Annotated in this window: 20 protein-coding genes and 1 pseudogene; 14 read left to right on the top strand and 7 right to left on the bottom strand. The window is 70.8% G+C overall.

The window, feature by feature from the left end:
• Entirely contained in the window at positions 1–1,464 is a 1,464-nt protein-coding gene (locus K344_RS0109055) for an efflux transporter outer membrane subunit (RefSeq protein WP_043114190.1), read from the top strand.
• Positions 1,465–1,486: 22 nt separating this feature from the next.
• On the opposite strand, the pseudogene K344_RS23990 reads toward K344_RS0109055, so the two are convergent.
• The 3 genes and pseudogenes from K344_RS23990 to K344_RS0109040 all read right to left on the bottom strand — a co-directional run.
• A pseudogene (locus K344_RS23990) lies at positions 1,487–1,642 on the bottom strand (2-hydroxyacid dehydrogenase); the annotation flags it as partial.
• 155 nt (positions 1,643–1,797) lie between these two features.
• Positions 1,798–2,220 carry a DUF6491 family protein gene (locus K344_RS0109045; protein ID WP_028080398.1) on the bottom strand — a complete coding sequence of 141 codons (423 nt, stop codon included), beginning with the start codon at positions 2,218–2,220 and terminating at the stop codon, positions 1,798–1,800.
• A 68-nt stretch (positions 2,221–2,288) separates the two neighbouring features.
• Complete coding sequence (locus K344_RS0109040) at positions 2,289–3,119, bottom strand: DUF3014 domain-containing protein (RefSeq protein WP_028080397.1); 831 nt, start codon at positions 3,117–3,119, stop codon at positions 2,289–2,291.
• Positions 3,120–3,329: 210 nt separating this feature from the next.
• On the opposite strand from K344_RS0109040, the gene K344_RS0109035 reads away from it, so the two are divergent.
• Positions 3,330–4,697, top strand: a complete 1,368-nt coding sequence (locus K344_RS0109035) for a cytochrome P450 (RefSeq protein ID WP_028080396.1) — start codon at positions 3,330–3,332, stop codon at positions 4,695–4,697.
• Here K344_RS0109035 and K344_RS20955 read toward each other — a convergent pair.
• Entirely contained in the window at positions 4,678–5,706 is a 1,029-nt protein-coding gene (locus tag K344_RS20955; protein ID WP_051362062.1) for a lysylphosphatidylglycerol synthase domain-containing protein, read from the bottom strand. The genes K344_RS0109035 and K344_RS20955 overlap by 20 nt on opposite strands.
• A gap of 151 nt (positions 5,707–5,857) precedes the next feature.
• On the opposite strand from K344_RS20955, the gene K344_RS0109025 reads away from it, so the two are divergent.
• From K344_RS0109025 to K344_RS0108980, 10 genes are all read left to right on the top strand, one after another.
• The gene (locus tag K344_RS0109025) at positions 5,858–6,778 is read left to right on the top strand and encodes a DUF72 domain-containing protein (RefSeq protein WP_028080395.1); all 921 of its coding nucleotides are present in this window, start codon (positions 5,858–5,860) and stop codon (positions 6,776–6,778) included.
• Positions 6,775–7,446: a UdgX family uracil-DNA binding protein gene (locus K344_RS20950; RefSeq protein WP_051362061.1), complete on the top strand. Its 672-nt coding sequence runs from the start codon at positions 6,775–6,777 to the stop codon at positions 7,444–7,446. Before K344_RS0109025 ends, K344_RS20950 begins: the two co-directional genes overlap by 4 nt.
• A gap of 94 nt (positions 7,447–7,540) precedes the next feature.
• Positions 7,541–8,305, top strand: coding sequence for a 23S rRNA pseudouridine(2604) synthase RluF (gene rluF / locus K344_RS0109015; RefSeq protein WP_436278828.1), 765 nt, complete (start codon positions 7,541–7,543; stop codon positions 8,303–8,305).
• Positions 8,306–8,441: 136 nt separating this feature from the next.
• The gene (locus tag K344_RS0109010; protein WP_028080393.1) at positions 8,442–10,685 is read left to right on the top strand and encodes a DEAD/DEAH box helicase; all 2,244 of its coding nucleotides are present in this window, start codon (positions 8,442–8,444) and stop codon (positions 10,683–10,685) included.
• A gap of 107 nt (positions 10,686–10,792) precedes the next feature.
• Positions 10,793–11,971: a BaiN/RdsA family NAD(P)/FAD-dependent oxidoreductase gene (locus K344_RS0109005; protein ID WP_028080392.1), complete on the top strand. Its 1,179-nt coding sequence runs from the start codon at positions 10,793–10,795 to the stop codon at positions 11,969–11,971.
• Positions 11,972–12,101: 130 nt separating this feature from the next.
• A complete protein-coding gene (locus K344_RS0109000; protein ID WP_028080391.1) occupies positions 12,102–13,151 on the top strand; it encodes an NAD(P)-dependent alcohol dehydrogenase in 1,050 nt (349 codons plus the stop codon).
• Between the two features lie 7 nt (positions 13,152–13,158).
• Complete coding sequence (locus K344_RS0108995) at positions 13,159–13,461, top strand: hypothetical protein (protein WP_028080390.1); 303 nt, start codon at positions 13,159–13,161, stop codon at positions 13,459–13,461.
• Between the two features lie 102 nt (positions 13,462–13,563).
• Entirely contained in the window at positions 13,564–14,100 is a 537-nt protein-coding gene (locus tag K344_RS0108990; protein WP_028080389.1) for a hypothetical protein, read from the top strand.
• A 27-nt stretch (positions 14,101–14,127) separates the two neighbouring features.
• The gene (locus K344_RS20945) at positions 14,128–14,619 is read left to right on the top strand and encodes a pyridoxamine 5'-phosphate oxidase family protein (protein ID WP_043114167.1); all 492 of its coding nucleotides are present in this window, start codon (positions 14,128–14,130) and stop codon (positions 14,617–14,619) included.
• Positions 14,616–15,971 (top strand): GAF domain-containing protein, encoded by a 1,356-nt coding sequence (locus tag K344_RS0108980; protein ID WP_028080388.1) that lies wholly within the window; start codon positions 14,616–14,618, stop codon positions 15,969–15,971. The genes K344_RS20945 and K344_RS0108980 overlap by 4 nt, the downstream gene beginning before the upstream one ends.
• A gap of 30 nt (positions 15,972–16,001) precedes the next feature.
• On the opposite strand, the gene K344_RS0108975 is transcribed toward K344_RS0108980, so the two are convergent.
• Together K344_RS0108975 and msrA are read right to left on the bottom strand one after the other, a co-directional pair.
• Positions 16,002–16,715, bottom strand: a complete 714-nt coding sequence (locus tag K344_RS0108975; RefSeq protein ID WP_028080387.1) for a hemerythrin domain-containing protein — start codon at positions 16,713–16,715, stop codon at positions 16,002–16,004.
• 170 nt (positions 16,716–16,885) lie between these two features.
• A complete protein-coding gene (gene msrA / locus K344_RS0108970) occupies positions 16,886–17,506 on the bottom strand; it encodes a peptide-methionine (S)-S-oxide reductase MsrA (RefSeq protein WP_028080386.1) in 621 nt (206 codons plus the stop codon).
• Positions 17,507–17,596: 90 nt separating this feature from the next.
• Between msrA and K344_RS20940 the strand changes: the two genes are divergently transcribed.
• On the top strand, positions 17,597–18,646 hold the full coding sequence (locus K344_RS20940; protein WP_169729276.1) for a GNAT family N-acetyltransferase: 1,050 nt from the start codon (positions 17,597–17,599) through the stop codon (positions 18,644–18,646).
• 27 nt (positions 18,647–18,673) lie between these two features.
• Positions 18,674–19,216, top strand: coding sequence for a DUF3016 domain-containing protein (locus K344_RS20935; RefSeq protein ID WP_084197194.1), 543 nt, complete (start codon positions 18,674–18,676; stop codon positions 19,214–19,216).
• Between the two features lie 21 nt (positions 19,217–19,237).
• Here K344_RS20935 and K344_RS0108955 read toward each other — a convergent pair whose 3' ends face one another.
• Positions 19,238–19,459, bottom strand: a complete 222-nt coding sequence (locus K344_RS0108955; protein ID WP_211234507.1) for a SlyX family protein — start codon at positions 19,457–19,459, stop codon at positions 19,238–19,240.
• Positions 19,460–19,490 lie beyond the last annotated feature (31 nt).

The following is a 19,490-nucleotide window of genomic DNA, read 5'->3' as shown; positions in this document are numbered from 1 at the left end:
ATGCCGACCCCCGCCCACTCCGCCTTCCACGGCGCCCTTGCCGCCACACTCGCCGTATCGGCGGCGCTGTCCGCCTGCGCGATCGGCCCCGACTACCGGCGCCCGGACGTGGCGATGCGGGCGGACCATTTCAAGGAAGCCGGCGCCGACTGGCATCCGGCAGCGCCGGGCGACGCCATCGATCGCGGTGCCTGGTGGGAATTGTTCGGCGACGCGCAGCTCGACGAGATGGCGAAGCAGGTCGAGGTCTCGAACCAGAACATCGCCGCCGCGCAGGCGGCATACGCGCAGGCACGCGCCATGGTGCGCGAGCAGCGCGCCGCGCTGTTCCCGGTGGTCGATCTCAGCGGCGGCGTGACGCGCTCGGGCAGCAAGTCGAGCAATACCGGCGTGGTCACCGGCGGCACCGTCTCGCAGGGCGGCGGCGTCCGCAACCGCTATCAGTCGAGCATCGGCGCGAGCTGGGAGCCGGACGTCTGGGGCCGCCTGCGGCGCAGCGTCGAGAACGCGCGCGCCAGCGCCGAGGCGAGCGCCGCCGATCTCGCCGCCGCCCGGCTCGCCGCGCAGGGCGAGCTGGTGACGAATTACCTGTCGCTGCGCGAGGCGGACGCCGAGATCGCCCTGCAGCAGGCCACCGTCGACGGCTACCAGCGCTCGCTGACGATCGCGCAGAACCGCTACGCCGCCGGCGTCGCGCCGCGCACCGACGTGCTCAGCGCGCAGACGCAGCTGTACAACGCGCAGGCGACGCTCGAAGGCCTGCGGCAGACGCGGGCGACGCTCGAGCACGCGATCGCCGTGCTGGTCGGCAAGGCGCCGGCCGACTTCAGCCTGGCGCCGGCCGAGTGGAACGGCGTGGTGCCCGAGGTGCCGCTGCTGCTGCCGTCCGTGCTGCTGCAGCGGCGCCCCGACATCGCCGCCGCGGAACGCAAGGTTGCCGCCGCCAATGCCAGCGTCGGCATCGCCCAGGCGGCGTGGTTCCCCAGCTTCCCGCTGTCCGGTTCCTACGGCAGCAGCGCCTCGCATATCAAGGATCTGTTCGACAGCTCGACGATGCTGTGGTCGCTCGGCGTGTCGGCCAGCGAGACCCTGCTCGACTTCGGCGCGCGCAAGGCGCAGGTCGCGCAGGCGCGCGCCGCCTACGACGCTGCCGTCGCCAACTACCGGCAGCTGACGCTCAGCGCCTTCCAGGACGTCGAGGACCAGCTGACGGCGACGCGCGTGCTGGAGACGCAGTACGCGCTGCGCCGGCAGGCGTCGGAAGTCGCCGACGAGAACGAGCGGCAGATCCTCAACCAGTACAAGGCCGGGCAGATCACCTTCAGCGACGTCGTCACCGCGCAGGCCTCGGCGGCGAGCGCGCGCAGCGCGCTGATCCAGGCGGCGCTCGACCGGCAGACGACGGCGGTGGCGCTGATCCAGGCGCTCGGCGGCGGCTGGCACGCCGCGGCGGACGAAGACTGAGCAGCGCTCGACGCGCGGCCCTTCAGTCGAGGACCGGCGTCAGCAGGCGACCTTCGCGAAAGAAGGCGCGCAGATTGGCGAGCGTCAGCTCGGCCATCGCCTGCCGCGTCTCCGCGGCGGCGCTGCCGATGTGCGGCAGCAGCACGACGTTGTCGAGCCCCACACCGAGGTCACCAGGCCGTCGAATGGGTGGCCGTGCGCGGCGAGCCAGGCATCGGCGTCGGACTCGCGCCACAAGGCGCCCAGTTCGAACTCCGCGGCCAGCGTGGCCTCGAGCGGGGGCATCAGCGGGCCGACCGACCTGCAGCACGCGCGGCCGCGCCGCGCCGCCGCTCACGAAGCTTTCTTGACGCGCTTCAGCTCGTGCAGCTCGCGGATCGGGCACTGGTCGGTGAACCCGGTGTTGCGCACGACGAGCTTGTCGAACTTGGTGACGGCGCTCACCGTCGTGCTGAAGCCGATGGTGTTGGCGCTCGACAGGCCGTTGCACGGCATCAGCACGGTGACGAGATAGTCGCGCGACGGACCGGCATTGAACACGACGTGCTCGTCGTCGATGTAGCTCCAGCCGTCGATGCTCCAGTTCTGGATGCGGTCGATGTCGCCGCCGAGCTTGTAGCCGCGCTCGGCGAGCTTGTCGTCGAGCGTCTTCGGCCTGGAAGCGGAGGGCGACGAGGCGCAGGCGGCGAGCACGCAGGCCGCCAGCAGGCCGGAAACGACGCCGCGCGGCGCTGCGCGGAAAGACGCGATAGTCATGGCACAGACTCCGTCAAGGAACTGCACTTTGCCAGATGCGCGCCGCGCGTCGCCAGATGCGCGACCGCTCAGCCGGGACCGGCGGCCGGCCGGGCACGGGCGACGATGGCGGCGCGAATCTCGCGCAGCTTGGCTTTCACCGCCGCGGCGTTGTCGGCGCCCATGCGGATCAGCATCTTCTGGCCGAAGGAGCGCGATTCCAGTTCCGGGTCGGCGAACTGGTAGAGCACCTTGGGCTGCACGAGGGCGATCGGGCCTTCGACCTGCGGCGTGGCGAGCAGGTGATCGATGACTTCGAGCAGGCGCGTGTTGAAGTAGGCGCCGTCGCCGTAGCCGAGCTCGTCATAGGCCTGCTGGAACAGCGGGTAATAGCGGAAGTAGAAGCCGACCAGCTTCTGCGCGTCGATCGCCTGCAGCACGGCGATATAGCTCTGGTAGCGCTGCGCGTTGGCGGCACCGAGCTGCAGCCGGCCATCGCTGCCGGTCTCGACGGCCGGCCGGCCGGACACCGCCTTCGCCGGCCGCCGCTGCAGCGGCACGCCGTCGCGATCGAGGCTGTCGATGAAGGCCACCCAGCGGCGCACGATCTGCAGCGGGATCAGGAACGATTCGATCGGCGCGCGACCGACCAGCGCTTCGAGTTCGTTGCGCATCGCCACGTCGCTCTCGGCGAGCGGCGGCAGCACCAAGGCCGGCGACGACGACGCCTCGTCCGGCACGCGCAGCTCCGCTGCGGTGGCCGGCGCCGGTTCGGGCGGCGGCGACGCCGACGCGGCCGGCGCGGGTGCCGCGGCCGGCGCCGGCTCGGCATCGAAGTCACCATGCAGGTGATACCAGGCGATCACGCCGATGCCGGCCAGAAGGATCACGCCGACGAGAATTCCGAAAAACCTGCTCATGCCCTCGCACTCCCTGTGCTTTCGAGTCCCGCATGTGCCTGCAAGCGTCGCGCCAGCGCCTCGGCAGGCTTGCGACTATACACAGCCGCAGGCGACATGAGCCCGCGCGCGGCGGCGCAGCCTCCCCCGCTCGGACGAGTTGGCCTCGCGGCGCCTCTGCTACAAGGACGCGATCCGGGCTCCGCCCGCCCGCCCTCGCCGGACCTCATCGTGAATACCGCCACGCCCAGCCTCGCCCTTCGTGAAACGCCCAAGGTTCCCGGCCTGCCGCTGCTCGGCAGCGTGCTCGGCATGGCCAGGGACCCCGCGCGCTTCTTCCTCGACTGCTATCGCCGGTACGGGCCGGTGTGCCGGCTGAGCATGCTCGGCCAGGACTACGTGCTGATCGCCGGCCCCGAGGCGGCGAACTTCCTCGGCACGCGCGAAGGCAAGGAATCGCTGCGTTCGCGCGAATTCTGGGAAGGCCTGATCAACGAGTACGGCGCCACGCGCACCCTGACCAGCGAGGACGGCGAGGCGCACAAGCAGCTGCGCGACATCATGCGCCGCGGCTATTCGAAGGAATCGATCAAGGGCCGCTACAACGAGCTGATCGAGATCACCGACCGCTGCTTCGCGCGCGACTGGCCGGCCGGCAAGAGGGTGCCGGTGGTCGAGGCGATGCAGTACATGGTCGTCGACCAGCTCGGCACCATCCTCACCGGCGCCGCGCCGCTGGAATACGTGCGCGACATCCGCATCACCATCCTGCACATTCTCAATGTGCTGGTGACGCGGCAGCGGCCGAAGATCCTGCTCAAGCGGCCGGTCTACAAGAAGGCCAAGGCGCGCGTCTTCGAGTTGGGCCAGAAGATGATCGCCGAGGCCAAGGCACGCTACACCCGGATCAAGCCGGAGGAGCGCAACCTGATCGACGACATCATGGCGGCGCACATCGAGACGCCGGACGTGATGCCGGCCAGCGATCTGATCGTGACGCTGACCGGGCCCTACGTCGCCGGCCTCGACACCGTCGCCAACACCACGGCGGCGATCGTCTACACCGTGCTCAAGCATCCGGGCGTGCTGGCGCGCGTGCAGGCCGAGGTCGACGCGCTGTTCGCCGAGGGCGCGGTCGACGAGGACGCCCTGCTCAAGCGCCTGCCTTCGCTGCAGGGGGCGATCATGGAAACCATGCGCCTCTATCCGATCGCCGTCGCGCAGATGCGCACCGCGACCCGCGACTTCGTGTTCGACGGCCACCAGATCCGCGAAGGCGAGATGATCTACATCGGCACCTCGGTGCCGCACTTCATGGAAGAGTTCTGGCCGGAGCCGCAGAAGTTCGACATCGACCGCTACGCCAAGCCGCGCGCCGAGCACCTGCAGCCCGGCGCCTACTCGCCATACGGCCGCGGCCCGCACACCTGCTTGGGCAAGAGCCTCGCCGAAGTGCAGATCGCGCTGTCGATGGCGCGCGTCTTCTACAAGCTCGATCTCGAACTCGAATCGCCCGACTACCAGCTGAAGACCAAGACCGCGCCGACGCCGGGGCCGGCGATGGACTTCAAGGTGCGCGTCAAGGGTTTCCGCCACTGAGCGCTTCGCGGCGGGCGGCCCGGGCGCTGACCGGCCGGCGGCGTTTCGCCGGCCGGCGCGCACCGCCGCGGCGGCCGCGAATCTCGATCCACACGTACAGCGCGAGCGCCAGCGCCAGCGGGATCAGGTAGTAGAACGCGCGGAAGGCGAGCAGGCCGGCGATCAGGTCGTGCTCCGGCACTTCGTCGCCGAGCAGCGCCAGGAACACCGCTTCGAGCACGCCGAGCCCGCCGGGCACGTGCGCCATGGCGCCGGCCACGCTGCTGAGCAGGAACACGGTCAGCACCGCGGCGAAGCCGACGTGCTCGGGCAGCAGCACCCAGATCGTCGCGGCGATCGCCAGCCAGTTGAGCGAGGAGGCGCCGATCTGCGCCAGCGCGCGGCGCGGCGACGGCAGCACGACCTCGTGCTGGCGCCAGCGCCAGGGCCGCTCATGGCGGCGCGCGCAGAGCACGAGATAGCCGGCGAGCAGCAGCAGCATGCCGATGCCGACCAGCTGCAGGCCGACGGCGCCGATCTCCCAGCGCGGCGGCAGATCGACGGCGCGCGCGGCGAAGACCAGGCCGCCGAGCAGGAAGTAGCCGCTCCAGTTGGTGATCATGCTGGTGGCGACGATGCGCGCGATGGCCTGCGGCTCGACGCCGGAGCGCGCGTAGAGCCGGTAGCGGAAGCCGACGCTGCCGATCAGCGAGCCGAGATTGAGGTTGAAGGCGTAGCTGACCCAGGCGATCTCGAACTGGCGCAGCTTCGGCACCTGTTTCGTGTAGATGCGCGCGAACCAGTCGAAGCAGGCGTAGATCGCGTAGCTGGCGGTGGCCAGCGCCGCGGCGCTGCACAGCGCGAGCGGGCGCATCTCGCGCAGCGACTGGCCGACGCGCGTCCAGTCGATCGCCAGCGCCCGCGACACCACCAGCCAGCCGACCAGCCCGAGGAACAGTGCGGTCAGCGCCCGACGCAGCCATCGCCAGCGCCGCGCCCGGTCATCCTTCACGTTGCGCTCCGTCGCCATGTTGCCTCCCTGAACACTGTCTCGCCATGCTCGGCGCGCGGCGTGAACCTCGGCTGAAACATCGGGCTCCGACTGCGGTCGCCGCGGCCGCGCAAGCTGAACGCCAGCCGTCCCAGGGAACCTCTGGCGCGCAACCACGCTCAGCAATGGCATGGCCAGATCATCGAAGGGCGAGGCGATCATCGGCATTTCGGGCTGGCGCTATGCGCCCTGGCGCGGCGTGTTCTATCCGAAGACGCTGACGCAGGCGCGGGAGCTGGCTTTCGCCTCGCGGCAGTTCGGCGGCATCGAGCTGAACGGCTCGTTCTATTCGCTGCAGAAGCCCGAGTACTACGCGAGCTGGTATGCGCAGACGCCGCCCGGCTTCATCTTCAGCGTCAAGGGCAGCCGCTTCATCACGCATCGCCTGCGCCTGCGCGGCGTCGAGCAGGCGCTCGCCAACTTCCTGGCTTCCGGCATCTTCAACCTGCGCGACAAGCTCGGCCCCTTCCTCTGGCAGCTGCCGCCCTCCGAACGCTTCGACGCCGGCAAGCTCGAGGCCTTTCTCGCGCTGCTGCCGCGCGACGGCGAAGCGGCCATGCGTCTCGCGCGACGGCGCGACGCGCGCCTGCGCGGTCGCGCGCGGCTGGCGCTCGATCCGGCGCAGCGCCTGCGCCACGCGCTCGAAGTGCGGCACGAAAGTTTCGTCGACGCGCGCTTCGTCCGCCTGCTGCGCCGCCACGGCATCGCCGCGGTGGTCGCCGACACCGCCGGCAAGTGGCCGTACTTCGAGGACCTCACCGCCGATTTCGTCTACGTGCGCCTGCACGGCGACAAGCAGCTGTACGCCAGCGGCTACGCGGACGCCGCACTCGACCGCTGGGCGGCGCGCATCGACGCCTGGCGGCGCGGCAGCGAGCACGGTGACGCGCGCCGCATCGGCGGCGCCGCACCCCGCCGTCGTGCCCGCGACGTCTACTGTTTCTTCGACAACGATGTGAAAGTGCACGCGCCGTTCGACGCGCACGGCCTCATGCGGCGCCTCGGCCTGCGCGCGGCCGACTGGCCGGCGCCGCTGGAGCGCCTCGCATGAGCGCGCGCAGCCGAGCGGCACGCCGCGACACCGGCGGCGAGTCCGCCACGGCGGGCGCCGCCGCCTTCCTGCCGGCGCGCCGTTCGCTCGCCGCGCTGCGCAAGGCCGCGCAGGACTGCCGCGGCTGCGCGCTCCATGCGCGCGCCACGCAGGCCGTGTTCGGCGAAGGCCGGCGCGGCGCGCGGATCATGCTGGTCGGCGAACAGCCGGGCGACGACGAAGATCACGAAGGCCGCCCCTTCGTCGGTCCGGCCGGCCGCGTGCTCGACGCCGCCCTGCGCGCTGCCGGCATCGACCGCGCCGACTGCTACGTCAGCAATACGGTCAAGCACTTCAAGTGGCAGCCGCGCGGCAAGCGGCGCATGCACAGCAAGCCCAACGCCGCCGAGCAGCGGGCTTGCCGGCCCTGGCTCGACGCCGAGCTGGAGCAGATCAGGCCCGAGCTGCTGGTCTGCCTCGGCGCCACCGCGGCGCAGGCCCTGCTCGGCCGCGGCGTGCGCGTGACGGTCGACCACGGCCGCGCCTTGCCGAGCGCATTGGCGAAGCACGCGATCGCCACGATCCACCCCTCCTCCGTGCTGCGCCAGCCCGACGCCGATGCCCGCGAGCGTGCGCGACGCCAGCTGACCGACGACCTGCGCGCCGCGGCGGCCCTGCTGCGCGGCTGAGTGCCGCACCGCGGCGAGCGCAGGCGCGACGCGCACCGGGACCATGCCCGCAACCACGCTCCGCACGTGGCGCGCCGCCGGGCGCCGCCTTAGCATGCGCGCCATCCGCAGCGATGCGTCCGACGAGTCATCCGCGATGCGCCTCAACAAATACATCAGCGAAACCGGCCTCTGTTCGCGCCGCGAGGCCGATGCGCTGATCGCCGCCGGCCGCGTGACGATCAACGGCAAGCCGGTCGAACTCGGCCAGCAGGTCGGCGAGGCCGACGAGGTGCGCGTCGACGGCCGGCCGGTGCGCGGCCGCGCGCGCGGCGCCGAGCACGTCACGCGGCGCGTCTACCTCGCGCTCAACAAGCCGGTCGGCATCACCTGCACGACGGAGCGCCACGTCGCCGGCAACATCGTCGACTTCGTCGGCCACACGGAACGCATCTTCCCGATCGGCCGCCTCGACAAGGATTCCGACGGCCTGATCCTGCTGACCAGCAACGGCGACATCGTCAACGAGATCCTGCGCTCGGAGAACAACCACGAGAAGGAATACCTGGTGACGATCGACCGGCCGGTGACGCCGGAGTTCGTGCGCGGCATGGCGGCCGGCGTCTGGCTGCCGGTGCTGGAGGTGAAGACCAAGCCCTGCCGCGTCGAGAAGGTCTCCGCCAACACCTTCCGCATCGTCCTCACGCAGGGCCTCAACCGGCAGATCCGCCGCATGTGCGAAGTCTTCGACTGCAAGGTGCGGCGCCTGCAGCGCGTGCGCATCGTCAACATCCGGCTCGGCACCCTGAAGCCCGGCCAGTGGCGCGATCTGACGGACGCGGAATTGCGCGGACTGTTGCCCGGGCGCACGATCTGGTGAACGGGCCGCGGGCGCGGTCGGCCGCAAGCGAGTAGAATTCGCGCCCTTTTGGCGGACCGCAAGGCCGCCTTCATGCGGTTTTCGCGGCGCACGCACCGCATTATCCGGCCGCTGCATGGCCACCCGAGGTGTTCCGATGTCCGACGATGCCGTCGCCCCGCTCAGCTTTCGCGATCTCGCGCTGAGCCCCGAAGTCCTCGCCGCGCTCGATGCCGTGGGCTACGAGACGCCCTCGCCGATCCAGGCGCAGACCATCCCGCATCTGCTCGACGGCCAGGACGTGCTCGGCCAGGCGCAGACCGGTACCGGCAAGACCGCCGCCTTCGCGCTGCCGATCCTCTCGCGCCTCGACTGGGGCCAGCGCGCGCCGCAGGCCCTGGTGCTGGCGCCGACGCGCGAGCTGGCGATCCAGGTCGCCGAGGCCTTCCAGCGCTATGCCGCCAACCTGCCCGGCTTCCACGTGCTGCCGATCTACGGCGGCCAGAGCTACGGCCCGCAGCTGTCGGCGCTGCGCCGCGGCGTGCACATCGTGGTCGGCACGCCCGGCCGCGTCCTCGACCATCTGAAGCGCGGCACGCTGGACCTCTCGCAGGTCCGCTACCTGGTCCTCGACGAGGCCGACGAGATGCTGAAGATGGGCTTCGTCGAGGACATCGAGGCCATCATCAAGGCGACGCCGGACTCGCGCCAGGTCGCCTTGTTCTCGGCGACCATGCCGCCGCCGATCCGCCGCATCGCGCAGACCTATCTGCACGAGCCGGTCGAGGTGAAGATCGCCGCCAAGACCACGACGGCGACCAATGTGCGCCAGCGCTACTGGCTCGCGGTCGGCCTGCACAAGCTCGACGCGCTGACGCGCATCCTCGAGGCCGAGCCGTTCGACGGCATGATCGTCTTCGTGCGCACCAAGGCCGAGACCGTCGAGCTGGCCGACAAGCTCGCGGCGCGCGGCTTCAACGCCGCGGCCCTGAACGGCGACATGGAGCAGAAGCTGCGCGAGCGCGTGATCGCCAAGCTCAAGAGCGGCGAGATCGACATCGTCGTCGCCACCGACATCGCCGCGCGCGGCATCGACGTCGAGCGCATCGGCCACGTCGTCAACTACGACATTCCGACCGATCCGGAAAGCTATGTGCACCGCATCGGTCGTACCGGCCGTGCGGGACGCTCGGGTGAAGCGATTTTGTTCGTCGCGCCGCGCGAGCGCCATCTGCTGAAGCTGATCGAGCGCACCACGCGCCAGCCGGTGACGCCGATGGACCTGCCGAGCGTCGAGGCCGTCAACGCCCAGCGCCTGGCGCGCTTCAAGGACAAGATCGGCGAAGCGATCGCCGGCGGCGGCCTCGAACCGTTCCGCCAGCTCGTCAGCGAATACGCCGAAGAGCACGGCGTACCGGCGGTCGACATCGCCGCCGCGCTCGGCCGTCTCGTGCAGGGCGACGCGCCGCTGCTGCTCGACGCGCCGGACGACAGGCCGGCGCGCCGCGAAAGCTCGCGGCCCGAAAGCAATCCGTTCGCGCAGGACGCGCAGCGCCGCGAGGCCGCGCACGGCGAGCGCCCGCGTCGCGAGGACTACGCGCCCGCCGCGTTCCGCAAGCCGGCCGACGCAGCGCCGGCCGCGCGCGAGGAACGCGCGCCGCGCGTCGAGCGTGCGCAGCGCGAGGACCGCGAGGAGCGCCGCCCGCGGCCGCCGCGCGGCGCGCCGGAAGAAGGCATGCAGACCTATCGCATCGCCGTCGGCCACGCGCACCAGGTCAAGCCGGGCAACATCGTCGGCGCGATCGCCAACGAAGCCGGCCTCGACAGCCAGTTCATCGGCCGCGTCGAGATCTTCGACGATTACAGCCTCGTCGATCTGCCGGAAGGCATGCCGAGGAAGGTGTTCAGCGATCTGCAGAAGGTCTGGGTCTGCGGCCGCCAGCTGCAGATCGTGCTCGCCAGCGCCGCGCCCCCCGAACACGGCCGCGACCAGCTCACGCGTCCGCACAGTTTCAAGTCCAGGCCGCGCGCCGACGATGGCGAGGACAGCGCCGCGCCGCGCCGCGCCGACAGGCCGGCATCGGCCAGGAAGTCGTTCGGCAGCGGCAGCCGCTTCGAGAGCAAGCCGTTCGAGAAACGCGCATTCGATAAAGGACCCTTCGAGAAGAAGTCGTTCGACAAGAAGCCCTTCGACAAGGGCGGCGAGCGTGGCGGCGTCGAGAAGAAGCCGCTCGGCCTGCGCAGCGATGGCCCGCGCCCGTTCAAGCCGCGCGACGCGACGGCGCGCCCCGCCGGCCCGCGCAAGGGCCCGGGCGCGGCCGGCGGCAACTTCAAGCGCGGTGGCGGCTTCAAGAGCGGCTTCACCGGCGGCAAGCCGGCCGGCAAGCCGAAGCGCTACTGAGGCCTGGAAAACAGGGCTCTCCCGCTCTTGCCGGGGCGGGAGGGAACCCGTTTCGATCGACGCTCCGGGCGCAAGCCGTGGCGCCGCGGCCATGGACCACTGAACACATGCAGTACGACGTCATCATCGTCGGCGGCGGTGCCGCCGGTCTGATGTGCGCGCGGGTCGCCGGCCTGCGCGGTCGGCGCGTGCTCGTCATCGAGCATGCGAACCGGGTCGGCAAGAAGATCCTCATGTCGGGCGGCGGCCGCTGCAACTTCACCAATCTCGACGTCTCCGCGCGGCACTATCTCTCGGCGAATCCGCACTTCTGCAAGTCGGCGCTGGCGCGCTACCAGCCGGCCGATTTCATCGCCCTCGTCGAGCGCCACGGCATCGCGTATCACGAAAAGGAGCTGGGCCAGCTGTTCTGCGCCGACTCCTCGAAGCAGATCGTGCGCCTGCTGCTCGACGAATGCGCCGCCGCCGGCGTGCGCATCGAGGTCGGGTGCGGCATCGAACGCGTCGAGCGCGGCGACCCGGGCTTCCGCCTGGCGAGCACCACGCTCGGCGCCTTGCGCTGCGACTCGCTGGTCGTCGCCAGCGGCGGCCTGTCGATCCCGAGCCTCGGCGCCAGCGGCTACGGCTACCAGCTGGCGCGGCAGTTCGGCCACACGGTGCTGCCGACCCGCGCCGGCCTGGTGCCGCTGACCCTGTCCGGCACGCCGCTCGAGGACTTCGCCGAGCTCGCCGGCGTGGCGCTGCCGGTCGAGGCGCGCGTCAAGGCCACGGCCTTCCGCAACCGCCTGCTGTTCACGCATCGCGGCCTGTCGGGCCCGGCGATCCTGCAGATTTCCTCGTACTGGAACCTGCGCGACGCGCTGCGCGTCGACTGGCTGCCGGGGCTCGACGCATTCGACTACCTCGGCGAGCAGCAGCGCCTGCACCCGAATGCCGAGCTGCGCACGGCGCTGGCCGGCGTGCTGCCGGCGCGCCTCGCGCAGCGGCTCTGCGAGCGCTGGCTGACGAGCCGGCCGCTGAAGCAGTTCAGCGCCAGGCAGCTCAAGGACATGGCCGCGCGCCTGCATGACTGGCCGATCGTCGCCAGCGGCACCGAGGGCTACCGCACCGCCGAGGTCACGCTCGGCGGCGTCGACACCCGCGAGCTGTCGTCGGCGACCATGGAATCGCGCAAGATCGCGGGCCTCTATTTCATCGGCGAGGTGGTCGACATGAGCGGCTGGCTCGGCGGCTACAACTTCCAGTGGGCCTGGGCCTCCGGCCACGCGGCGGGCCTGAGCGCGTAGCGGCCGCCGGGCGCGGCCTGCCGCGCTGACCCGAACGCGGCCCGCCCTTGCCCGATCCGCCGCGATTTTCCCGGCGTTCATCATGGTGCGGCATCATGCGGGCCTGCCATCTTCCGCTCAGGAGCCTTCCATGACCGCTGCCCTCGGCTATGCCGCCGAAATCGCCAAGGCGCCGCTGGTGCCGTTCACCTTCGAGCGCCGCGCCACCGGACCGCGCGACGTGCGCATCGAGATCGCCTACTGCGGCGTCTGCCATTCGGACCTGCATCAGGTGCGCGACGAATGGGGTCACGGCATCTTCCCGATGGTGCCGGGCCACGAGATCGTCGGCCGCGTGATCGAGGTCGGCGCGCAGGTCCGGCAGTTCAAGGCCGGCGACCTCGCCGGCGTCGGCTGCATGGTCGATTCCTGCCGCAGCTGCGCGAGCTGCCGCGACGGCCTCGAACAGTATTGCGAACAGGGTTTCACCGGCACCTACAACGGCCGCGAGCGCGACACCAGGCAGCCGACCTACGGCGGCTACTCGAACCACATCGTCGTCGACGAAGCCTTCGTGCTGCGCATCTCGCCCAGGCTCGATCTCGCCGCCACCGCGCCGCTGCTCTGCGCCGGCATCACCACGTACTCGCCGCTGCGCCACTGGAAAGTCGGGCCGGGCCAGAAAGTCGGCGTCGTCGGTCTCGGCGGCCTCGGCCACATGGCGCTGAAGTTCGCGCACGCCTTCGGCGCCGAGGTCGTGCTGTTCACGACGTCGCCCGGCAAGGAAGCGGACGCGCGGCGCCTCGGCGCCAGCGACGTGGTGATCTCCAAGAACAAGGACGAGATGAATCGCCACGCGCGCAGCTTCGATTTCATCATCGACACCGTCTCGGCGCCGCACGACATCAACGCCTATCTGGGCCTGCTCAGGCGCGACGGCACGATGACGCTGATCGGCGTGCCGGACACGCCGCCGACCCTGCAGTTCCAGCACCTGATCTTCTCGCGGCGCAAGCTCGGCGGCTCGCTGATCGGCGGCATCGCCGAAACGCAGGAAATGCTCGACTTCTGCGCCGAGCGCGGCATCGTCTCCGACATCGAACTGATCCCGATGCAGAAGATCAACGAAGCCTACGAGCGCATGCTGAAGAGCGACGTGAAATACCGCTTCGTGCTCGACATCGCCACGCTGGCCGGCTGAGGCGCGCGTGCTCGGCGCGCTCAGGGACAGCTGGCGCTTCCTGCGCTCCGCGCCGGCGGGAGAGCGCTTCTCGCGCTACCACGCGCGGCGCCGCGAAGGGCGGCGGCACGCCTGGGCCGGCGCGCTGCGCCTGGCGGGCGGCGTGCTGACGGTCGCGCTCGGCATCGTGCTGATGCCGGCGCCCGGTCCCGGCACGCTGATCGCGGCGGCCGGCGCCGCGCTGATCGCCGGCGAATCGCGCGGCTTCGCCGCCTTCCTCGATCGCCTCGAGCTGCGCCTGCGCGTGCTCTTCGGGCGTCGCTCCGCCTGAGCGCCGCGCGGGCGGCGGGCGGCGGCGCAGGGCGGTGCCGCATCGACATTGCCGGGCGGGCGGTGTAGCGTGCAAGGGGCTCCGACTCCAGCCATCCATCGCATGAAGAACGCTCTGGTCCTCATCAGCGCGGTCGCGCTTACCGCTTGCATCGCGGTTCCCATCTCGCAGACCGCGGCCTCGAAGGGCACCATCGCCGCGGCCGACGCCGCCGCGCCGGTCTGCGTCATCGTGCAGCCCGACGCCACGTCCAACGGCATCCTCTACGTCAACAGCGGGCGCGAGGTCGCCGACAAGGTGATCGCGACGCTGAAGACGCTCGGCCGCAACACGGTCGAGGTCACGATGGACAGCGACGTGCGCGCCGCCTGCGAGAATCAGCAGGCCGAACTGATGCTCGAACCGCAGATTCTCGCGTTCGAGGACTACAACACCGGCTGGACCGGCAGACCCGACCGCATCGAGCTGCGCCTGACGCTCAGCCATCTGTCGCACGCCTATGTCGAGAGAACCGCCGACTTCAAGGCCGAGTCCAACACCTGGCTCAGCGCCATGATCGAGTGGAACAACGCCAAGCCGACCGAGCTGCTCGGCAAGGACTTCGAGAAAACGCTCAGGAAGCTGCTGGAGCAGCGCTGAGCGCCCAGGCGGCGCTATCATCCCGGCATGGGGGAACACGCCGCGACGCTGTCGGCCGCGCAGGCCGAATTCATTCAGGGACCGCGTTCGATCTTCGTCGCCAGCCGCGATGCGGCGCGACGGCCGTCGCTGGCGCGCGCCATCGGCGCGCGCGTGACGGATGACCGCCGCGGCATCCTGCTGCTGCTGCATCGCGACCAGGCGGCGCCGGTGCTGCGCGACGTCGAGCCGCGCGGCGAGCTGGCGGTGGTCTTCACCTCGCCGCCCACGCACCAGACCCTGCAGCTCAAGGGCCGCGCGACGCGCGTCGCCCTGCCGGCCGATGCCGGGGCGCGGGTGCGGGCGCAGGTCGATGCCTTCACCGAGATGATCGCGGCGCTCGGCTTCGGCGCGCCGCTGATCGACGCCATGTTCCGCGCCGCGCCGGATGCGCTGGCGGCGCTCGCCTTCGCGCCGGCCGCCGTGTTCGAGCAGACGCCCGGGCCACAGGCCGGCCAGCGCATCGGTGAGCGGCCATGACGCTCGATCTCGACGCCGTGCGCGACTGCCTCGACAGCACGATCCCCTGCGCGATCGCCACCGTCGCGGCGGACGGCACGCCGAACGTCACCTACGTGTCGCACGCCGAATACGTCGACGCCGAACATCTCGCGCTGAGCTTCCAGTTCTTCAACAAGACGCGCGACAACGTGCTCGCCCGCCGCGAAGCGCTGCTGTACGCGACGGAATCGACGACCGGCGCCAGCTATCGCCTGACGCTCGACTACCTGCGCACCGAATCCGAAGGCCCGCTGTTCGAGCGCATGAAGGCGCGCCTCGCCGGCATTGCGTCGTTCACCGGCATGACCGCGGTGTTCCGCCTGCGCGGCGCCGATGTCTACCGCGTGCGCGCGATCGAGCCGGTCGCCGGCATCACGCCGCTGCCCAAGCCGCCGCAGCGCAAGCCGCTCGCCGCGCTGCGCGCCGCCTCCTGCGCGATCGCCGCCTGCGGCGGCGGCTTCGAAGCCCTGCTCGACGCCGCGCTCGATGCGCTCGACCGCCATTTCGGCATCCACCACGCGCTGCTGCTGATGCTCGAACCGGCGCAGAGCCGCCTCTACGTCGTCGCCAGCCGCGGCTACGCGGATTCCGGGATCGGCTCGGAAATCGCCCTCGGCGACGGCATCATCGGCGTCGCCGCCGCACAGAACATCGCCATCCGCATCAACTACGCGACCTCCGACTACCGCTACGTGCGCGCCGCCACCGAGCTGAGCGGCCTGGCCGCGCCGCCGCGCGCCGAAATCGCCGTGCCGGGCCTGCCCGATGCGGAAAGCCAGCTCGCGGTGCCGATCGTGCACGGCGGCGAAGTGCGCGGCGTGCTGTATGCGGAAAGTCCGCAGCAGCGACGCTTCGGCTACGACGACGAGGACGCGCTGAGCGCGCTCGCCGCGCAGCTCGGCCTCGCCCTCGAACAGGCGCAGGCGGCGCAGGACGAGACCGACGATCCGCGGCCCGTGCAGACCGCCGCGGCGCCGCGCGACGAGAGCGGCACGCCGCTGCTGGTGCGCCGCTACGCCGAGGATGACAGCGTGTTCCTCGACGAGGATTACCTGATCAAGGGCGTGGCCGGCGCGATTCTCTGGCGCCTGCTCGACCTGCGCCAGCGCGAGGGTCGCGACGAGTTCAGCAATCGCGAACTGCGCCTCGACCCGACGCTGCGCCTGCCGGACGTCGCCGACAATCTCGAAGCGCGCCTCGTGCTGCTGAGCCGGCGCCTGGCCGAACGCAGCGACAGCCTGCGCATCGAGAAGACCGGACGCGGCCGTTTCCGCCTGTGCGTCAGCCGCCCGGTGCGGCTCGCCGAGATCGCGCGGTCCGCCGCGGCCTGACGGCGGCCGCGACGACCACGCGCCCACCGCTCAGGCGGCGGCCGCCAGGGTGTCGAGCCGCAAGGCGGCGGCGAGCTTGTTCCAGTCGCCGGCACCGAGCAGCCCGCGCAGCATCGCCAGCGTCGCTTCGAAGACCGGCGCCGGCGCGTTCGCGCGCATGCCTTCGAGCAGGCCGACGCGCTCGGCGTGGCTGGCGTTCGGCAGCATCCAGCGCATTGCCATGCGCATCTCGTCCGGCGTCAGCGAGGCGACCAGCGCGCCGTGCAGCGCCTCGAGCTCAGCGTCGCTGTACAGCGCCCACAGCACGGCGTTGTGGCGCGTTTCCTCGTCGTTCATGTGGACGAAGTTCTCGCCGACGAACACCGCGAGGCCGCGATACAGCGCCTCGCCGGCTTCGACGCGCGCCGCGCCGTTGAGCACTTCGACGAGCGCGGCCTGGCCGCGCAGGCGCTTGATCGCCGCCTCGTGCTCGACATGCTCGTGCGCGGCGGCGAGCGAGGTCATCGGCGCGCGCGCCTCCATCGCCGGGTGCACGAACCGATTTTCGTGCGCCAGGTGTCCGGCGCAGAAGTCGGCGAGCTCGCGCACCGCGGCGAGCGTGCGGGCGCATTCGGCGCCGTCGCTCCAGTCGCAGCGGCCGGCGGCGGTCAGGACTTCGTTCATCATCGCGCGCAGGCCCTTGTGGATGACCGCGTAGAGGTCGTGGCGCGGCCGCGCCTGGCTGTCGTTGCTGCTGTCGTGCATCGTCGTTTCCCTGATGGATGAATGGGGTTCGGAGCGGCGCTCCGGATGACCGGCACTGTAGGGAAGCGGCGGCGGCGGCGTTCTTATTTCTTGATTAAGAAATCCGTAAAGAAACCTTAAACGCGCGCGCGACTGTGACGCAGCCGACGAATCGCGCCGCGCCGGTGTCTTCAGGCCTTGAGGTCCTCGCCGAAATAGGCGCGCAGCTTGTCGACCTTCGGCAGCGCCACGGCGGCGATGTACGGCTGGTCCGGATGCAGCGCGGCATAGTTCTGGTGATAGCCCTCGGCGACGAAGAAGTCCTGCAGCGGTTCGAGCCGGGTGACGATCCGCGCCCGGTACACGCCCGCCGCGTCGAGCTGCGCGATGTAGCGCTCGGCGACGTCCTTCTGCTGATCGTCCGCGTAGAAGATGGCGGAGCGGTACTGCGTGCCGACGTCGTTGCCCTGGCGATTCAGCTGGGTCGGATCGTGGGCCACGGCGAAGAAGATCTTCAGCAGCTTGCCGAAACTGGTCCGGGCCGGATCGTAGGCGATCTGGATCACCTCGGCGTGCCCGGTCTGGCCGCTGCAGACGGTCTTGTAATCGGCGGTCTCCGCCGTGCCGCCGGCGTAGCCGGACGTCACCGACAGCACGCCGTCGAGTTCGCGATAGACCGCCTCGACGCACCAGAAGCAGCCGCCGGCGAGCACCGCGAGCCGCGTGCCCGCGCCTTCCGGCGGATCGTAGGCCGCCGCCGGGACGTCCTTCGGGCTGACCTTGAGGCTACCGCCAAACAAGCTGCCGACCATGTTCCTGCTCCGGAAAGTTGCGCGACGCGCCGCACGGCGCGGGCCGCTGACGATATGCAGCCGTCATTTTGCGCGACAATGGCCGCCACCGTGCGTACTCCCGCATCCGCCACGCTGTTCACCGACCCGGCCTACCTCGACGCGCTCGAGCGCAGCGGCTGCGCGAGCCCGGAGAACGGCTGGACGCCGCGCCATCTCGACGATGCCGACGGGCGCCTGGTCTGCTACGAGAAGACGCATTCCTGGGGCGAGTTCGTGTTCGACTTCGAGCTCGCACGCCTGTGGCAGCAGATGGGCCTGCCCTATTACCCGAAGCTGGTGTCCTGCGTGCCGTTCACGCCGGTGCCGGGCGCGCGCCTGCTCGCCGCCGACGACGAGCGCCGCCTCGCGCTGGCGCGCCGCCTGCGCGCGCAGGCCGCCGAGGGCCGCTCCGGCGCGCACATCCTGTTCATCGCCGACGACGAGCGCGCGCTGCTCGAAAGCGACGGCTGGATCCTGCGCGCCCAGCCGCGCTATGTCTGGCATGCGCAGGGCGCCTGCGACTTCGACGGCTTTCTCGCCACGCTGAACAGCAAGAAGCGCAAGAACATCCGCGCCGAGCGGCGCAAGCTGGCGGACTTCACGATCGAATGGCGCAGCGGCGCGAGTCTCGCCGGGCACGACTGGCCGCGGGTCTACGCGCTTTACGCGAGCACCTACGCGCGGCGCGGCCAGGAGCCCTATCTCACGCTCGCCTGCCTGCGCGCCTGGGCCGGGGCCTTCGGCGAACGCCTGCAGTTCTGTCTCGCGCGGCACGACGGGCGGCTCGCGGCGCTCGCCTTCTTCTTCGAGGACGGCGACACGCTCTACGGCCGCCACTGGGGCGCCGAGGCCGCCTATGACGCCCTGCACTTCGAGCTTTGCTACTACCAGGGCATCGAACGCTGCTGCGCGCGCGGCCTGCGCCGCTTCGACGCCGGCGTGCAGGGCGAGCACAAGCTGGCGCGCGGCTTCGCCGCCGAACTGGCCTGGTCGGCGCACTGGTTCGTCCATCGGGGCCTGCACGCCGCGGTCGCGCGCGCCTACGCCGAGGAACGCGCCGCGCTCGCTGCCGGGCTGCGCGCGCCCTCTGGCGGCGACGGCGACGGCCGCGCAAACTGAGCTTCCCCCGTTCGCCGGAGTTCCGTCATGCGTGGTGCTCCCCTTCTCCTCTTGCTGCTGGCCGGCGGCGGCGCGCTCGCCGCCGAACCGGCCGCCCCGGCGCCGCCGGCCTCGGCGCAGGCCGCGCCGGCGGTTGCCGCGCCGAACACGCTCGTCACCTTCAAGGACCCCGACAAGTTCATCGACGCCGGCACCGACGGCATCGGCTCGCGCACCAGTCCGCAGGTACTGGACGCGCTGAAGAAGCATCTGCAGCAGCTCGGCGCCCGATGGCTGCCGGCCGGACAGACGCTGCAGATCACCGTCACCGACATCGATCTCGCCGGCCGTTTCGATCCGCGCCCCGGACGCGACAACCGCGTGCGCATCATGCGCGACGGTGACTGGCCGCGCATCGACCTGCATTACACGCTGAAGCAGGACGGCCGCACGCTGCAGGATGCCGACGCGCATCTCAGCGACATGAGCTACCTGATGAACAGCGGCCTGACGCGCTCGGACGATTGGCTGCGTTACGAGAAAAGCATGCTCGACCGCTGGTTCGCCAAGACCTTTGCCGGCAGGCCGTAGCCGGCCGCGGCGCGGCGCGCTTCAGTAGTGCGGTGGCACCTCGTCGGCCGCCGTGCCCTTGTGCACGTCCTGGCCGAGTCGCGCCACGCGGTCGATCAGCTGCCGGCACAGCGTCTCCAGTTCGGCGATGCGCAGCTGCTGGTCGGTGACGACGGCATTCAGATCCTGCAGCGTCGCCTCCTGGTAGGCGAGGCGGGTTTCCAGGTCGATCAGGCGGTCTTCGTTCAGCATCTCGGCGTTCATCGTCACGGCACCGGCGGGCGATGCGCTATTG

Origin of the sequence: Solimonas soli DSM 21787 (assembly GCF_000474945.1) — a bacterium.
GTDB lineage: Bacteria > Pseudomonadota > Gammaproteobacteria > Nevskiales > Nevskiaceae > Solimonas > Solimonas soli.
Note: the sequence above shows the minus strand (reverse complement) of the source record. Positions and strands in the feature narration are given on the sequence as shown.

Bases quoted from the DNA above. Each gene is read 5' to 3' on its own strand.
- K344_RS0109025 (WP_028080395.1), top strand. From the start codon at position 5,858: ATGGCCAGATCATCGAAGGGCGAGGCGATCATCGGCATTTCGGGCTGG.
- K344_RS0109005 (WP_028080392.1), top strand. From the start codon at position 10,793: ATGCAGTACGACGTCATCATCGTCGGCGGCGGTGCCGCCGGTCTGATG.
- K344_RS0109045 (WP_028080398.1), bottom strand. From the start codon at position 2,220: ATGACTATCGCGTCTTTCCGCGCAGCGCCGCGCGGCGTCGTTTCCGGC.
- K344_RS0109000 (WP_028080391.1), top strand. From the start codon at position 12,102: ATGACCGCTGCCCTCGGCTATGCCGCCGAAATCGCCAAGGCGCCGCTG.
- K344_RS0108980 (WP_028080388.1), top strand. From the start codon at position 14,616: ATGACGCTCGATCTCGACGCCGTGCGCGACTGCCTCGACAGCACGATC.
- K344_RS0108975 (WP_028080387.1), bottom strand. From the start codon at position 16,715: ATGCACGACAGCAGCAACGACAGCCAGGCGCGGCCGCGCCACGACCTC.
- rluF (WP_436278828.1), top strand. From the start codon at position 7,541: ATGCGCGCCATCCGCAGCGATGCGTCCGACGAGTCATCCGCGATGCGC.
- K344_RS20945 (WP_043114167.1), top strand. From the start codon at position 14,128: ATGGGGGAACACGCCGCGACGCTGTCGGCCGCGCAGGCCGAATTCATT.
- K344_RS0109010 (WP_028080393.1), top strand. From the start codon at position 8,442: ATGTCCGACGATGCCGTCGCCCCGCTCAGCTTTCGCGATCTCGCGCTG.
- K344_RS20935 (WP_084197194.1), top strand. From the start codon at position 18,674: ATGCGTGGTGCTCCCCTTCTCCTCTTGCTGCTGGCCGGCGGCGGCGCG.
- K344_RS0109055 (WP_043114190.1), top strand. From the start codon at position 1: ATGCCGACCCCCGCCCACTCCGCCTTCCACGGCGCCCTTGCCGCCACA.
- K344_RS20955 (WP_051362062.1), bottom strand. From the start codon at position 5,706: ATGGCGACGGAGCGCAACGTGAAGGATGACCGGGCGCGGCGCTGGCGA.
- K344_RS20950 (WP_051362061.1), top strand. From the start codon at position 6,775: ATGAGCGCGCGCAGCCGAGCGGCACGCCGCGACACCGGCGGCGAGTCC.
- K344_RS0109040 (WP_028080397.1), bottom strand. From the start codon at position 3,119: ATGAGCAGGTTTTTCGGAATTCTCGTCGGCGTGATCCTTCTGGCCGGC.
- K344_RS0108955 (WP_211234507.1), bottom strand. From the start codon at position 19,459: ATGAACGCCGAGATGCTGAACGAAGACCGCCTGATCGACCTGGAAACC.
- msrA (WP_028080386.1), bottom strand. From the start codon at position 17,506: ATGGTCGGCAGCTTGTTTGGCGGTAGCCTCAAGGTCAGCCCGAAGGAC.
- K344_RS0108990 (WP_028080389.1), top strand. From the start codon at position 13,564: ATGAAGAACGCTCTGGTCCTCATCAGCGCGGTCGCGCTTACCGCTTGC.